Below are 15379 nucleotides of genomic sequence, written 5' to 3' on the forward strand. Positions count from 1 at the left end.
GTCAGGATTTGAGGGCGCGATAGCCGATGTCCTTGCGGAACTGCGCGCCGTCAAAAGCGATTTCCTGCGCGACTTCATAAGCGCGCTGCTGCGCCGCCTTGACGGTACTGCCCAGCGCCGTCACGCACAGGACACGGCCGCCCGAAGTCAGGATGGCATCGCCTTCCTTGCGCGTGCCGGCATGAAAAACCATGGCGTCTTCGGGCATGTCGGTGCCCTTGACGAGACCCTTGATGGCATCGCCCTTGCGCGGGTTGAGCGGATAGCCGTGTGCGGCCATCACGACACCCAAAGCCGGCCGGCGGTCCCAGTCCAGCTCGATCTGGTCCAGCGTGCCCGAGGTGGCCGCCATCATCACGTCGTACAAATCGGTCTTCAGCCGCATCATGATGGGCTGCGTTTCCGGGTCGCCCATGCGGCAATTGAATTCGAGCGTCTTGGGTTTTCCCTCGGCGTCGATCATCAGGCCGGCATACAGAAAGCCTGTAAAAGGGATGCCGTCTTTTTCCATGCCCTTGATGGTGGGCAGGATGATCTCGCGCATGGCGCGGCCGTGCACTTCAGGGGTGACGACGGGCGCCGGCGAATACGCGCCCATGCCGCCGGTGTTGGGGCCCTGGTCGGCGTCCAGCAGGCGCTTGTGGTCCTGGCTGGTGGCCATGGCCGCCACGTTTTTGCCGTCGCACATCACGATGAAGCTGGCTTCCTCGCCCTGCAAAAACTCTTCAATCACCACACGCGCGCCGCCTTCGTTGTGCGTCACGCCCAGCGGGTTGAAGTCGGGGTTGGGCGCGAGCATGAATTCGATGGCCTCATGCGCCTCATGCAGGGTCATGGCCACGACCACGCCCTTGCCGGCGGCCAGGCCGTCGGCCTTGACGACGATGGGTGCGCCTTTTTCGTCGACGTAGGCATGGGCGGCGGCCGCGTCGGTAAAGGTTTCGTATTCAGCCGTCGGGATGCCGTGGCGCTTCATGAAGGCCTTGGAAAAAGCTTTGGAGCTTTCGAGCTGTGCCGCTGCCTTGGTCGGGCCAAACACCCGCAGGCCGTGCGCGCGAAATTCATCCACGATACCGGCCGCCAGCGGCTGCTCGGGGCCCACCACCGTCAGCGCGATTTTTTCGGCCAGCGCCCATTCACGCAGCGCCTTCACGTCGGTGATGGCGATGTTTTCCAGCCGCGCATCAAGCACGGTGCCGCCGTTGCCGGGCGCGACATACACCGCCTGGACTTTCGGGGACTGCGCCAGTTTCCACGCCAGGGCGTGTTCACGGCCACCGCCGCCCACTACGAGAACTTTCATGCTGCTGCTTTCATTGCTGTTGTTTCTTTATTCGTCTGCGGACAGTGCAGCGTTATGGAAGACGTCCTGCGTATCGTCCAGGTCTTCCAGGACGTCCAGGAGCTTTTGCATCCGCTGGGCATCGTTGCCGGTGAGCTCGATGGTATTGTCGGCACGCATGGTGACTTCAGCCACTTCGGGCTTGAGGCCGGCGGCTTCCAGCGCATTCCGGACCGCTTCAAAGCCGGTGTAAGGCGTCAACACCTCAATCGCACCGTCTTCGTGGGTGATCACGTCGTCGGCGCCGGACTCCAGCGCCACTTCCATGATTTTGTCTTCGCTCGCGCCGGGCGCAAAAATAATCTGGCCGCAATGCTTGAACTGGAAGGCCACCGAGCCTTCGGTGCCCATGTTGCCGCCGTGCTTGGAAAACGCATGGCGCACTTCGGCCACCGTGCGCACCTTGTTGTCGGTCATGCAGTCGACGATGATGGCCGCGCCACCGATGCCGTAGCCCTCGTAACGCACTTCTTCGTATTGAATGCCTTCCAGGCTGCCGGTGGCCTTGGCAATGCCGTATTTGACGTTTTCATTGGGCATATTGGCCGCCTTGGCCTTGTCCACCGCCAGGCGCAGCCGCGGGTTGGTGCCCAGGTCGCCGCCGCCCATGCGGGCCGCCACCATGATTTCGCGCATCACACGTGTCCAGATGCGCTGGCGTTTCTCGTCCTGTCGGCCCTTGCGGTGTTGAATATTCGCCCATTTACTATGACCAGCCACGACAGAAACCCTTAAATGATGGATTAATTGATTTAATCTACAACCAGCATTTTACTTTTTCACCCACTCCACACCGCCATGGCCGAAACCACCGCCCTCCCCCTGCTCATCGCCCGCAATGCCGATACCCAGTGCGAACTGCTCCCCGGCCTGGCCAACCGCCACGGGCTGATCACCGGCGCCACCGGCACCGGCAAGACGGTCACGCTGCAAACACTGGCGGAAAACTTCTCCAAAATCGGCGTTCCGGTCTTCATGGCCGACGTCAAGGGCGACCTGACCGGCATCAGCCAGGCCGGCACCATAGGCGCCAAGATGGCCGGCGTCCTGAAGGAGCGCGGCATCGACCCCCCCGAATCCCTGGCCTGCCCGGCCACGCTGTGGGACGTTTTTGGCGAACAGGGCCACCCGGTGCGCGCCACCGTGTCCGACATGGGGCCGCTGCTGCTGGGCCGCATGCTGAACCTCAACGAGACCCAGGCCGGCGTGCTCAACCTGGTCTTCAAGATCGCCGACGACAACGGCATGCTGCTGCTGGACCTCAAAGACCTGCGCGCCATGTTGCAGTACGTGGGCGACAACGCCAGCGAGTTCACCACCAAATACGGCAACGTCAGCGCCGCCAGCGTGGGCGCCATCCAGCGCGGCTTGCTGCAGGTTGAAAGCCAGGGCGGCGACAAGTTCTTCGGTGAGCCCATGCTCAACATCAGCGACTTCATGCAGACGGTCGACGGCAAGGGGGTGATCAACGTGCTGGCCGCCGACAAGCTGATGAACTCGCCGCGCCTGTACGCCACCTTTTTGCTGTGGATGCTGTCCGAACTGTTCGAGCAGTTGCCCGAAATCGGCGACCCGGAAAAGCCCAAACTCGTCTTCTTCTTCGACGAGGCGCATTTGCTCTTCAACGAAGCGCCCAAGGTGCTGGTCGAGCGCATCGAGCTGGTGGTGCGCCTGGTGCGCTCCAAAGGCGTCGGCGTCTACTTCGTGACGCAAAACCCGCTGGACATCCCCGACTCAGTGCTGGCCCAGTTGGGCAACCGGGTGCAGCACGCCCTGCGCGCCTTCACCCCGCGCGACCAGAAAGCCGTCAAGGCCACGGCGCAAACCATGCGGCAAAAGCCCGGGCTGGACATCGAAACGGCCATCACCGAGCTGGCCGTGGGCGAGGCGCTGGTCAGCCTGCTCGACGCCAAGGGCCGCCCCGGTATCACCGAGCGCGTGTATGTGCTGCCGCCCGGCAGCCAGATCGGCCCCATCACGCCGCAACAGCGCCAGGCGCTGATCCAGGGATCGCTGGTGGCCGGTGTGTATGAAAAAACCGTGGACCGCGAATCGGCCTACGAAAAGATCAACGGCCGCGCCGAAGCCGCAGCCGCCGAAGCCGCCAAGGCGCCCCAGGGCGGGGCAGCCGGCACCACCGATTCGGGCGGCATCATGGGCGGGCTCAATGACGTGCTCTTCGGCACCACCGGCCCGCGCGGCGGCAAGCATGACGGCCTGGCGCAAAGCATGGCCAAGTCGGCCGTGCGCACCATGGGCTCAGCCGTGGGCCGCGAGATCATCCGCGGCGTGCTGGGCAGCATTTTTGGCGGCAAGAAGCGCTGATGACGGCCGGTGAGGCCTGTCGCGAATTCGCGACCTGAAGCGGCTTGCGGGCTTGTCAAGCCCGGTACGCATCGCTACATTGGTTTTTTTGAAGGATCCGCAATGCCTGCTGAAGTTGCCGCCACGCCTGCCGTACCCGCAGCGCCCGCCAGTCCCTCCTCATCCGCACCTTCCCAGCACATCCGGCTGACCTCCCATGCGGGCGGCCACGGTGCGCTGCCCATTCACTGGGGCGCGGCCACCCCGGCCGAACGCGGGCCGGTGGTCGGCACCACCACCAAACGCAGCCACCGCAATGTCATCGGCACGCACAGCGGCTCATACAGCGTGTACCGCGCGCTGGCGATTGCCTCGGGGGCGCTGTCGGCCAAACACAAGGCCGACCTCACCAACACCTCGCCCACCGACATCATCGGCCCCTACCCGCAGTGGAGCGAGCCCGGCCGCATCGTCGCCATGGACCCCTGGGGCGCTACCGTGGCAGATGTGTTTTCGGCAGAACTCGCTGCTGGCTACGACATCCGCCCCACCATTGCCGTCACGCAGGCGCATGTCATCCTGCCCGAGGTCATTGAAGCCCTGCAGTCTGGCCGCCTGAAGGCCGACGGCAAATACCTCACGGCCGGCGGCGCCGCCATGGTCACCAAGGTGGCGGTCGAGCCCGTCTGGTACCTGCCCGAAGTCGCCCGGCGTTTCGGCTGCAGTGAAACCGACCTGCGCCGCGTGCTGTTTGAAGAAACCGGCGGCATGTACCCCGAACTCGTCACGCGCAGCGACCTGGAGGTGTTCCTGCCGCCGATTGGCGGACTCACCGCCTACATCTTCGGCAAGCCGCGCGACCTGGCCAACCCCGACATCGAACTCACCGCCCGCGTGCATGACGAGTGCAACGGCTCGGACGTCTTCGGCTCCGACATCTGCACCTGCCGCCCCTACCTCACGCACGCCATTGAAGAATGCATCCAGGGCGCGCAGCGCGGCGGCGTGGGCCTGGTGTCCTACTTCCGCAAGGAAGGCCGGGCGCTGGGCGAAGTCACCAAGTTCCTGGTCTACAACGCGCGCAAGCGGCAAGTCGGCGGCGACACCGCCGAGCAGTACTTCAACCGCACCGAATGCGTCGCCGGCGTTCAGGACATGCGCTTTCAGGAGTTGATGCCCGACGTGCTCAACTGGCTGGGCATCCGCAAAATTCACCGACTGGTCTCCATGAGCAACATGAAATACGACGCCATCACCCGCGCAGGCATCGAAGTGGTGCAGCGCGTCAACATCCCCGATCACATGATTCCCGCCGACGCCCAGGTCGAGATGGACGCCAAGATGGCGGCGGGCTATTTCACCCCGGGTGCAGTGCCCACCGCCGAAGAGCTGAAAAAAGCCAAGGGCCGGGGGCTGGATGTCTGACGCCAAAACGCCTTCGACGCCTGCAGCAAACGCCGCCTACACCATTGCGGGCAACATTCGCGGCATAGGCGCCGCCGCAGAGTTGCGCTCCACCACCACCATACGCACCCGCGCCAAGGCCCTGCTTGAGCGTGCGCGCCGCGGCGAATCCGCCTGGTTTACCGTCAACGACGGCGCCATGGTGACGGCCGCCGCGCTGGTCGCCGAAATCACCCGCGCCCGCTACCCCGACCTGCGCATTCCGTACCACAGCCGATGGCGGCATTTCGAGGCCGGCGGTGTGGACCGCCTGGGCCAGCTCAATGACGCGCTGGCAGCCGCCACACCGGCCGGCCGCGCCCGCGCCCAGATCGACCTGGCGCTCGTCAGCGTGCTGCTTGACGCCGGCGCCGGCCCGGAGTGGCGTTACCTCGAAGCCGCGCAGGACGAACGGCCGAGCTGCGAATACAGCCGCTCTGAAGGCCTGGGCGTGGCAAGCTTTCACGCTTTCACAGCCGGGGTTTTCTCCAGCGATCCACAAAACCCCATGCAGGCCGATGCGGCTGGCCTCAAGGCCATCACCGCCGGCCAGATCGCCAACGCCTTCCAGGTCACGCCGAACAACCCGCTGGTCGGCCTTGAAGGGCGCGCCGCGCTGCTGCGCCGCCTGGGCCAGGCGCTGCAAGACCAGCCTGCGCTCTTCGGCCAGCGCGGCCGGCCCGGCCATTTGTTTGAGGCGCTCGCGCAGCCGGGCAAAAGCGCCATCGAGGCGCATGAATTGCTGTCCATCCTGCTCACCAGCCTGTCATCCATCTGGCCGGCGCAAAACACGCTGGGCAATATCCCGCTGGGCGATTGCTGGCAACACCCGGCGGCGGGCGACGCAGACTCGGGCCCCAGCCGGGGCTGGATGCCGTTTCACAAGCTCTCGCAGTGGCTCACCTACTCGCTGCTGGAGCCCTTTGAATGGGCCGGTGTGCAGGTTCACGGGCTGGACGCGCTGACGGGCCTGCCCGAGTACCGCAACGGCGGCCTTTTCCTCGACGCCGGCGTGCTGCATCTCAAAGACCCGGCCCAGGCCGGGCGCCTGCATGCCGCCGGCGACGAGCTGATCGTGGAGTGGCGGGCGCTGACGGTGGCCCTGCTCGATGAGATCGCGCCGCTGGTGCGTGAGCAGTTAGGATTGACCGCCGCGCAAATGCCGCTGGCCTGCGTGCTCGAAGGCGGCACCTGGGCCGCAGGACGCGCACTGGCACAGCAATTGCATCAAGGTTTGCCGCCCCTGAACATCCAGAGCGACGGCACCGTATTCTGAAAATTCAACAAGAGGCACCCGACAACATGACCACCCCCAGCGCACAGGCCAACCCCAAAGTCCACCTGGTCGACCACCCGCTGGTGCAGCACAAGCTCACCCTGATGCGCCGCAAGGACGCATCCACCAACACCTTTCGCACCCTGCTCAACGAGCTCAGCATGCTGATGGCCTATGAGGTCACCCGCGACATGCCCATGCAGGACATCGAGATCGAAACGCCGCTGGAGGTCACCACCTCCAAGGTCATCGACGGCAAGAAGCTGGTGTTTGTCTCCATCCTGCGCGCCGGCAACGGCATCCTGGAAGGCATGCTCAGCGTGGTGCCCGGCGCCCGCGTCGGCCACGTCGGCCTGTACCGCGACCCGAAAACGCTGACGGCGGTGGAGTACTACTTCAAGATGCCGCACGACATGGAAGAGCGCGATATCGTGGTGGTCGACCCGATGCTGGCCACCGGCAACTCCGCCATCGCGGCGGTCGAGCGGCTCAAGGAGCTCAACCCCAAGTCCATCAAGTTTGTCTGCCTGCTGACCTGCCCCGAAGGCATCAAGGCCCTGCAAACCGCCCACCCCGACGTGCCCATCTACACCGCCGCCATCGACCGCGAACTCAACAGCCACGGCTACATCCTGCCCGGCCTGGGGGATGCAGGAGATCGCATTTTCGGAACGAAATAGGCCTCCAGCCCAATACCCACATGGGCATGTAGCTCCTGAATTGATAGCAACCAGATACCGTTACCCACCTGCAACCCAACCGGAGAGTCCCATGCCCCAGATCTTCAAGCGCCGACAACTCGTCCTGCTCGCCACCGCAGTGGCCGTCGCCCTGCCCGGCTTTGCCTTCGCCCAGGCCAAGACCAAAGTGGCCGGCATCTACACGGTTCCGTTTGAGCAGCAATGGGTCAGCCGCCTGCACAAGGCGCTCAAGGCCGCCGAGGCGCGCGGCGAGATCGAATACAAGGCGACCGAGAACGTGTCGAATGCCGACTACGAACGCGTGATGCGCGAATACGCCACGGCCGGCAACGCATTGATCGTCGGCGAGGCTTTTGCCGTCGAGGCCGCCGCCCGCAAGGTCGCCAAGGATTTCCCCAAGGTGTCCTTCCTCCTCGGATCGTCCGGCAAGGTGCAGGCACCCAACTTCTCGGTGTTTGACAACTACATCCAGGAGCCGGCCTACCTCAGCGGCATGATCGCCGGCGGCATGACCAAGTCCAACAAGATCGGCATGGTCGGCGGCTTCCCGATTCCTGAAGTCAACCGCCTGATGAACGCCTTCATGGCCGGCGCCAAAGAGACCAACCCCAAGGTCGAATTCAGCGTGAGCTTCATCAACAGCTGGTTTGACCCGCCCAAGGCCAAGGAAGCGGCCTTCGCCATGATCGACAAGGGCGCCGACGTGATGTACGCCGAGCGCTTTGGCGTGAGCGATGCCGCCAAGGAAAAGGGCAAGCTCGCCATCGGCAACGTCATCAACACACAAGACAAATACCCCGACACCGTGGTGTCGTCGGCCCTGTGGAACATGGAGCCCAGCATCGACCGCGCCATCAAGCTGGTCAAAGAGGGCAAGTTCAAGGCCGAAGACTACGGCCCGTATTCGATGATGAAACACAAGGGCTCCGAACTCGCCCCGCTGGGCACCTTTGAAAAGAAGATTCCCGCCGACATCGTAGCCAAGGTCAAAGCCAAAGAGAAAGACATTCTTGACGGCAAGTTCACCGTCAAGGTCGACGACGGCCAGCCGAAATCCACCACTAAATAAGCCCGAAAAGTAAGCCAGGAAAGGCGCCGTATGCTTTCCCCTGTGTGCCTGCGGCGCCCTGCAAAAATCCTTCCCGGCCTGATGCACTGGCTGGCGGCAGGCCTGCTTGCCCTGGTGCTGGGCGGCTGCGCGGCGCCGGCCGCCGGCCCCAAGGCCGCAGCTTCAAGCGCCGGCATCCCTGTACGGCTGGACGAAACGCCGCGCATCGCCGTGATGTCGGCCTTCGAGCCTGAGCTGACCCTGCTGCTGAACCGCCTGCAAACGCCTGTCAGGCATACCGTCAACGGCATCACCTTCACCACCGGCACGCTGCAGGGCAAGCCGGTCGTCCTTTTCCTGTCCGGCATCAGCATGGTCAACGCGTCCATGAGCACGCAGATGGCGCTGGACCGCTTCAACGTCACGCACATCGTCTTCAGCGGCATCGCCGGCGGCGTCAACCCCGCGCTCCACATCGGCGACGTCAGCGTGCCCGCCCAGTGGGGCCAATACCTTGAGGTGCTGATGGCGCGCGAAACCGCCCCCGGCCAGTTCACCGTGCCGGAGCGCATGGCCGGCCAGACCCTGCCGCCCTTCGGCATGCTCTACCCCCGACCGGTCGAAACACGCACCGCCGCCAACCCCACGCCGGTGCGCAAGTTCTGGTTTCAGGTCGACCCCACGATGCTGGAGGTCGCCCGTGGCCTGAGCAATATCGATCTGGGCGCCTGCAACGCCGGCGTGTGCCTGGTGCACAAGCCGCAGCTGATGGTCGGCGGCAACGGCGTGTCAGGCCAGGCCTTTGTCGACAACGCCGCCTTCCGCGAATACGCCTTCAAGACTTTCCAGTCCAATGTGCTCGACATGGAGACCGCGGCTGTCGGCATGGTGGCCTACAGCAACGGCGTGCCCTACATCGCCTTTCGTTCGCTCAGCGATCTGGCGGGTGGCGGCAAGGAAGCCAATGAGATGGTGACTTTTATGCACATTGCGGCGGACAACTCGGCCAAGGTTTTGCTGGCGTTTCTTTCCGCATGGAAATAGTGCACACCCCTGTCGGATGCTCACTGCGTGTAGCACCTTCTCCCCTTGCAGGGGACAGCGCCCGCGGCATGGCCAAGCCAGTTCCGCGGCGCCTGCTGGTCTGGGAGCCACACCTCCAAACATCACCCCTCTAGGATGACCACCCCCGTCCTGCGCCTGTCCGGCATCACCAAACGATTCGGCAGCCTTGTCGCCAACGACGCCATCTCGCTCGACCTGCACAGCGGCGAAGTCCTCGCGCTGCTGGGTGAAAACGGCGCGGGCAAATCCACGCTGGTGTCCATCCTCTTTGGCCACTACACCGCCGACGAGGGGCAAATCGAAATCTTTGGCCAGGCGCTGCCGCCCGGTAATCCGCGCCTGGCGCTGGCTGCCGGCATCGGCATGGTGCACCAGCATTTCACGCTGGCCGACAACCTGAGCGTGCTCGACAACGTGATGCTGGGCAGCGAGCCGCTGTGGCAGCTTTTCTCTCGCCGCGGCGCCGCGCGGGCGAAGTTGCTGGACGTGGCCCGGCGCTTTGGCCTGCCTGTAGCACCCGACGCCAAGGTCGGCAGCCTCTCCGTCGGCGAGAAGCAGCGGGTGGAGATTCTGAAAGCGCTGTACCGTGGCGCACGCATCCTGATCCTGGACGAACCGACCGCCGTGCTGACGCCGCAGGAAAGCGAGGCGCTGTTTGACACCCTGGGCCAGATGGTCACCCAGGGCCTTTCCATCATCTTCATCAGCCACAAGCTGGGCGAGGTGCTGCGCGTGTCCCATCGCGTGGCCGTGCTGCGCGGCGGCAAGCTGGTAGCGGAAGCGCCCGCCGCCGGCACCAGCCAGGCGCAACTGGCGCAATGGATGGTCGGCCACGCCGTGACGGCCACGCAGCGCCGCCCCGCGCAATCTCCGGAAGAAGCGGTAGAAGCGGTCTGTACGCTGGAGGCCGTCAGCACAGCGGGCACGGAGCGCGGCCAGCTGGACGGCGTCTCGCTGCAACTCAAGGCCGGCGAGATCGTCGCGATTGCGGGGGTGTCCGGCAACGGTCAACTCGCGCTGGCCGAGCTGCTGTGCGGCACGCGTGCCGCCAGCCGGGGCGCAGTCACCTTTTTGGGCCAGCCGATGAAAGCGTCACCGGCCTGGCTGGTCACGCAAGGTGTCGCCCGCATCCCGGAAGACCGGCACGGCGTGGGCGTGGTCGGCGACCTCAGCGTGTGGGAGAACGCGGTGTCGGAGCGCCTGCGCAGCCCGGCGTTTTCCAAAGCGCTGTGGGTGAAGCGCCAGGCGGCACAGGCGCACGCGGGCCGCATCGTGCGTGAGTTTGACGTGCGCGGCGGCGGGCCGCACACGGCGGCGCGCTCGCTCTCAGGCGGCAATATGCAAAAGCTGATTCTCGGGAGGGCGCTGGTGGCCCCCTCTTCAGAGTCCGCCGCCTCACAGCCGCCCAAACTCATCATTGCCCACCAACCCACCTGGGGCCTGGACATCGGCGCCGTCGCTTATGTGCAGCAGCAGCTGATCGCCGCGCGCGACGCCGGTGCAGCGGTGCTGGTGATTTCCGACGACCTCGACGAAGTGATGGCGCTGGGCGACCGCGTGGCGGTGATGCATGCCGGCCAGCTGACGGAGGCCCTGCCCGCCGAGGCCTGGACGCGAGAGGCCATCGGGCTGGCCATGGCTGGTGTTCGGGCCGAACCTGAACTGGAAGTGGCCCCATGAGGCTGGAGAAAAGAACGCAAACTTCGCGTTGGGCCCTGGTACTGGCGCCCATGGCGGCAATCGCCTTCACCCTCCTCATCAGCGCACTGCTGGTGTTGTGGGCCGGCGCGCCCTTGGGGCAAACCTATGTCCTGCTGTTCAAGGGCGGATTCGGCTCAGTCTTTGCCCTGAGCGAAACCTTGACCCGCGCGGTACCGCTCATCCTCACAGGCCTGGCCGCCACCGTGGCCTTCAAGGCGCGGCTCTTCAACATCGGGGCTGAAGGCCAGCTGTATGCCGGCGCGCTGGCCGCCGTGGCTGTGGGCGGACTGCACGGCGGCGCCGGGTTTGAGTTGCCCATCTGGCTACTGTTTGCGCTGATGATGCTGGCCGCGGCCGTCGCCGGCGCCCTGCTGCTGTTGGGGCCGGCGCTGCTGAAGGCGCGGCTGGGCGTCGATGAAGTGGTGACCACCCTGCTGCTGAACTTCATCATGCTGCTGTTTGTTTCGGCCATGCTCGACGGCCCCATGAAAGACCCAACCGCCATGGGCTGGCCGCAAAGCGTGGCGCTGCAAGGCGACCTCGAGCTGTCCAAACTGGTGGCGCAGACACGCATCCACACCGGGCTGTTCTGGGCGGTGGGCTTGGCCGTGGCGCTGTGGGCCTTGCTGAAATACACGGTGCTGGGTTTTGACATACGCGCCATGGGCGCCAACGCCAGGGCCGCCGCCTTTGCCGGCGTGCCCGTCACGCGCACCGTGGTGCTGGTGGCCTTGCTGTCGGGCGCACTCGCCGGGCTGGCCGGCGCAATTGAGGTGGCCGGGCGCACCAGCTACGTCACGCTCGACATGTCGCCCGGCTACGGCTACACCGGTATCGTGATCGCCATGCTGGCGGCACTCAACCCCATGGGCGTGCTGGCCGCCGCCGTGTTTGTGGCCGGTGTGCTGGTGGGCGCCGACACCATGAGCCGGGCGGTCGGCGTGCCGACCTACATTGCCGACGTGATCGTCGCGGCTTCGCTGATTTCGGTGCTGGTGGCGACGCTGATGACGCAGTACCGGCTGGTGTGGGGGCGCAAGCCGTGAAGCCGGGCCGCTTATTTTTCAAGCAAAAAGTGCCTGTAGCCCAGTCTCCGCCTTGGCTTATAGCTATCTATTTGATAGCAATTCACCTTGCTGTGCCGGAGTGATGCCGTGACAGAAATGTTCGATATTCTCGCCGCCGCACCCTTCTGGATCGCCGTGCTCCGCATCGCCACGCCGCTCATCCTCGGCACGCTGGGTGTGCTGCTGTGCGAGCGCGCCGGCGTGCTTAACCTGGGCATCGAGGGCATCATGGTCGCCGGCGCCTTCAGCGGCTGGCTGGCGGTGTATGGCGGCGCGCCCTTGTGGGTGGGCGTAGGGGTAGCGGCACTCACCGGCGCGGTGTTTGGCCTGTTGCACGCCTTTCTCACGGTGGGCCTGGCGCTGTCGCAGCATGTGGCCGGGCTGGGCATCACGCTGCTGGCCACCTCGCTCAGCTACTACGGCTACCGCGTGAGTTTCCCCAAAGTCGACACGCCGCCCACCGTCTCGCCTTTTGCACCCATGCAGTGGCTGGACGATTTATTGGGCGGGGGCCTGAGCGTGCTGGCCGCGCAAACCCCGCTCACGCTGTTCGCCCTGCTGCTGGTGCCACTCATCGCCTGGCTGCTTTACCGCACACCGGCCGGCCTGGCGATCCGCATGGTCGGCGAAAACCCCCAGGCCGCCGAAGGCCAGGGCGTCTCGGTCGCGGCCACACGCACCGCCGCCATCGTGGCCGGCTCCGCGCTGATGGGCGTGGCGGGCTCCTTCCTCACGCTCTCGGCCTTCAACGCCTTTTTCTTCAACATGGTCAACGGCCGCGGCTGGGTCTGTGTGGCGCTGGTGGTCTTTGCCTCCTGGCGGCCCGGCAAGGCGCTGCTGGGCGCGTTGCTGTTTGCGTTTTTTGACGCACTGCAGCTGCGCCTGCAAACCTCGGGCATCGTGAATGTCCCGTACCAGGTGTATTTGATGCTGCCCTACGCCCTTTCCATCCTCGCGCTGGTGCTGGTGGCGCGCAAGGCGGCGTATCCTCAGGCGCTGATGAAACCGTATCGAAAAGGCGAGCGTTAGGCTTGCCTTGCCAGGAGTCCCCAAGATGCTCGACCTGCTGATCCACAACGCCACCCTCCCCGATGGCCGCAGCCATATCTCCATCGCCGTGCAAGACGGCAAGATCGTCCAGGTCAGCGAAGGCCCCATTGCCGGCGCAAAAGCCCGTGAAACGGTAGACGCCGGCGGCTACCTGCTCAGCCCACCCTTCGTCGACCCGCACTTCCACATGGACGCCACGCTCAGCTACGGCCTGCCGCGCGTCAACGAAAGCGGCACGCTGCTGGAAGGCATCGCACTGTGGGGCGAGCTCAAACCGCTGCTGACAGCCGAAGCATTGGTCGAACGCGCCCTCACCTACTGCGACTGGGCCGTTGCCCGGGGCCTGCTGGCCATTCGCAGCCATGTCGATACCAGCGACGCCAGCCTGCTGGCGGTAGACGCCTTGCTCGAAGTGAAGAAACAGGTGGCGCCCTACATCGACCTGCAACTGGTCGCCTTCCCGCAAGACGGCGTGTTGCGATCCAAGGGCGGCGTGGAGAATTTGAAGCGCGCACTCGACAAAGGCGTCGACGTGGTCGGCGGCATCCCCCACTTTGAACGCACCATGGCCGAGGGCGCCGCCAGCGTCAAGCTGCTCTGCGAAATCGCCGCCAAACGCGGCCTGCTGGTCGACATGCACTGCGACGAATCCGACGACCCGCTCTCCCGCCACATTGAAACGCTGTCGTTTGAAGCCCAGCGCCTGGGCCTGCAAGGCCGCGCCAGCGGCTCGCATTGCACCTCCATGCACAGCATGGACAACTACTACGTCAGCAAGCTGCTGCCGTTGATTGCCGAGAGCGGCGTCAGTGTCATCGCCAACCCGCTCATCAACATCACCCTGCAAGGCCGCCACGACACCTACCCCAAACGCCGCGGCATGACCCGTGTGCCTGAGCTCATGGCGGCAGGCGTGACAGTCGCCTTCGGCAACGACTGCGTGATGGACCCCTGGTACGGCATGGGCAGCGCCGACCTGCTGGAGGTCGCGCACATGGGCATGCACGTGGCGCAGATGACCAGTCAGAAAGGGATACGCCAGTGTTTTGAGGCGGTGACGACCCACGGCGCCAAAGTGATGCACCTCAAAGGCTATGGACTGGATGTTGGCTGCGACGCGAGCTTTGTGCTGCTGCAGGCGCGGGACCCGGCTGAAGCGATCCGGCTGCGGGCGAACCGCTTGAAGGTGTGGAGAAACGGCAAACTTCTGGCCGAGACGCCGGAAGTCGCTGCCAAGCTCCATACCCCGGGACGGCCAGAACGGGTGACTTTTCAGACTGGCAACACCGGCGCATAACAGGAGACAAGCATGCTGAAGGTGAAGACCGGCGCACAAAAAGAACGGAGTATCGACTACGTTGAATCCGGCGCCGGCCCGGCCGTGCTGTTCCTGCCCGGCTCCTACAGCACCACCGCCGCCTGGCGCCAGGTGCAGCGTCACCTCAACCCGGGCTACCGCATCGTGACCACCAGCCTCGCCGGCTACGGTGGCACCACTGACTCGCGCACCCTGCAAGACTGCGGCATTGAACATGAAGTGCATATCGTGCACGAACTGGTCCGCCACATCGGCCAACCCGTCCACCTGGTCGGCCATTCCTTTGGCGGCACGGTCGCGCTGGCCGTTGCCCTTTCACATACCGTTGACATCGCCAGCCTGAGCCTTTTCGAGGCCAACCCCATTCCCCTGATCCGCGAGCACGATGGCGGCAGGCTGTATGACGAAACGCTTCGCATGAGCCGGGCCTTTGAGGCTGCCGTCAACGCCGGCGAGCAGGACGCCCCCGCTCGTGTCATCGACTTCTGGGGCGGCCCCGGCGTCTTTGCCGCCATGCCCGACGCCGTCAAGGCCTACTGCCGCGAGACGGCCGCCGTGAATGTGCTGGACTGGCGCACGGTCACTTCCGAAGTGGCAGCCAGGGACTGCGCTGCGCTGGACATCCCCGTGCTGCTGGTGCGTGGCGGCGAAGCCAACCCGGCCATGGTGGCAATCACCGAGACCTTGCGGGCTTGCCTGCCCGATGTACGCTACTTTGCGGTAGACGGCGCAGGCCATTTCCTCATCACCAGCCATGCACCCCGGTGTGCTGAACTACTGTCGGCGTTTCTGGACGAAGCCGCAGCCAGAAAAAATTCTCCATGACGTCATCCACTGCCCATGCCGAACTCATCGCCACTTTCAAAAGAGCGGAGGCTGAGGCTGCCCACAAATTCGGGTTGGTCAAAACCGTTGCAAGTAAAGGCCCCAAGGCGATTCAGATGGCCAGCGAAACAGCGGAAAAAGCCGCCAAACGACGGGATGCCTATGCCAAAAAGCTTGCGGCGTTGAATGTGGATCTCAAAGCTTAGCTGCGTCCAGGCGGGTTGCGGATAATCAGGATT

At 64.8% G+C, this 15379-nt stretch carries 14 protein-coding genes; 12 read left to right on the forward strand and 2 right to left on the reverse strand.

Going from position 1 to position 15379, the window contains the following annotated elements; all coding sequences use genetic code 11:
- Position 1: 1 nt before the first annotated feature.
- Positions 2-1303, reverse strand: a complete 1302-nt coding sequence (purD, locus tag DT070_RS17315) for a phosphoribosylamine--glycine ligase (protein ID WP_122956516.1) — start codon at positions 1301-1303, stop codon at positions 2-4.
- 27 nt (positions 1304-1330) lie between these two features.
- The gene (locus DT070_RS17320) at positions 1331-2062 is read right to left on the reverse strand and encodes a YebC/PmpR family DNA-binding transcriptional regulator (RefSeq protein ID WP_122956517.1); all 732 of its coding nucleotides are present in this window, start codon (positions 2060-2062) and stop codon (positions 1331-1333) included.
- 78 nt (positions 2063-2140) lie between these two features.
- On the opposite strand from DT070_RS17320, the gene DT070_RS17325 reads away from it, so the two are divergent.
- The 12 genes from DT070_RS17325 (at position 2141) to DT070_RS17380 (ending at position 15346) form a co-directional block, all read left to right on the forward strand.
- Positions 2141-3667: a helicase HerA-like C-terminal domain-containing protein gene (locus tag DT070_RS17325; RefSeq protein WP_122956518.1), complete on the forward strand. Its 1527-nt coding sequence runs from the start codon at positions 2141-2143 to the stop codon at positions 3665-3667.
- A gap of 102 nt (positions 3668-3769) precedes the next feature.
- Entirely contained in the window at positions 3770-5071 is a 1302-nt protein-coding gene (locus tag DT070_RS17330; protein ID WP_122956519.1) for a GTP cyclohydrolase II, read from the forward strand.
- Entirely contained in the window at positions 5064-6365 is a 1302-nt protein-coding gene (locus DT070_RS17335; RefSeq protein ID WP_122956520.1) for a URC4/urg3 family protein, read from the forward strand. The genes DT070_RS17330 and DT070_RS17335 overlap by 8 nt, the downstream gene beginning before the upstream one ends.
- A gap of 26 nt (positions 6366-6391) precedes the next feature.
- A complete protein-coding gene (gene upp, locus DT070_RS17340) occupies positions 6392-7045 on the forward strand; it encodes a uracil phosphoribosyltransferase (protein ID WP_122956521.1) in 654 nt (217 codons plus the stop codon).
- 91 nt (positions 7046-7136) lie between these two features.
- Positions 7137-8135: a BMP family protein gene (locus DT070_RS17345; protein WP_122956522.1), complete on the forward strand. Its 999-nt coding sequence runs from the start codon at positions 7137-7139 to the stop codon at positions 8133-8135.
- Positions 8136-8165: 30 nt separating this feature from the next.
- A complete protein-coding gene (locus tag DT070_RS17350; RefSeq protein ID WP_228778459.1) occupies positions 8166-9158 on the forward strand; it encodes a 5'-methylthioadenosine/S-adenosylhomocysteine nucleosidase in 993 nt (330 codons plus the stop codon).
- A gap of 135 nt (positions 9159-9293) precedes the next feature.
- On the forward strand, positions 9294-10859 hold the full coding sequence (locus DT070_RS17355; protein ID WP_122956523.1) for an ABC transporter ATP-binding protein: 1566 nt from the start codon (positions 9294-9296) through the stop codon (positions 10857-10859).
- Entirely contained in the window at positions 10856-11926 is a 1071-nt protein-coding gene (locus DT070_RS17360; protein WP_122956524.1) for an ABC transporter permease, read from the forward strand. Before DT070_RS17355 ends, DT070_RS17360 begins: the two co-directional genes overlap by 4 nt.
- A 108-nt stretch (positions 11927-12034) precedes the next feature.
- The gene (locus DT070_RS17365; RefSeq protein ID WP_122956525.1) at positions 12035-12976 is read left to right on the forward strand and encodes an ABC transporter permease; all 942 of its coding nucleotides are present in this window, start codon (positions 12035-12037) and stop codon (positions 12974-12976) included.
- A 25-nt stretch (positions 12977-13001) separates the two neighbouring features.
- Positions 13002-14294, forward strand: coding sequence for an amidohydrolase family protein (locus tag DT070_RS17370; RefSeq protein ID WP_122956526.1), 1293 nt, complete (start codon positions 13002-13004; stop codon positions 14292-14294).
- Positions 14295-14306: 12 nt separating this feature from the next.
- The gene (locus DT070_RS17375) at positions 14307-15140 is read left to right on the forward strand and encodes an alpha/beta fold hydrolase (protein WP_122956527.1); all 834 of its coding nucleotides are present in this window, start codon (positions 14307-14309) and stop codon (positions 15138-15140) included.
- Positions 15137-15346, forward strand: coding sequence for a hypothetical protein (locus DT070_RS17380; RefSeq protein WP_122956528.1), 210 nt, complete (start codon positions 15137-15139; stop codon positions 15344-15346). Before DT070_RS17375 ends, DT070_RS17380 begins: the two co-directional genes overlap by 4 nt.
- The last annotated feature ends 33 nt before the right edge of the window (positions 15347-15379 follow it).

The sequence above is a fragment of the Polaromonas sp. SP1 genome (assembly GCF_003711205.1).
Taxonomy (GTDB): Bacteria; Pseudomonadota; Gammaproteobacteria; order Burkholderiales; family Burkholderiaceae_C; genus Polaromonas.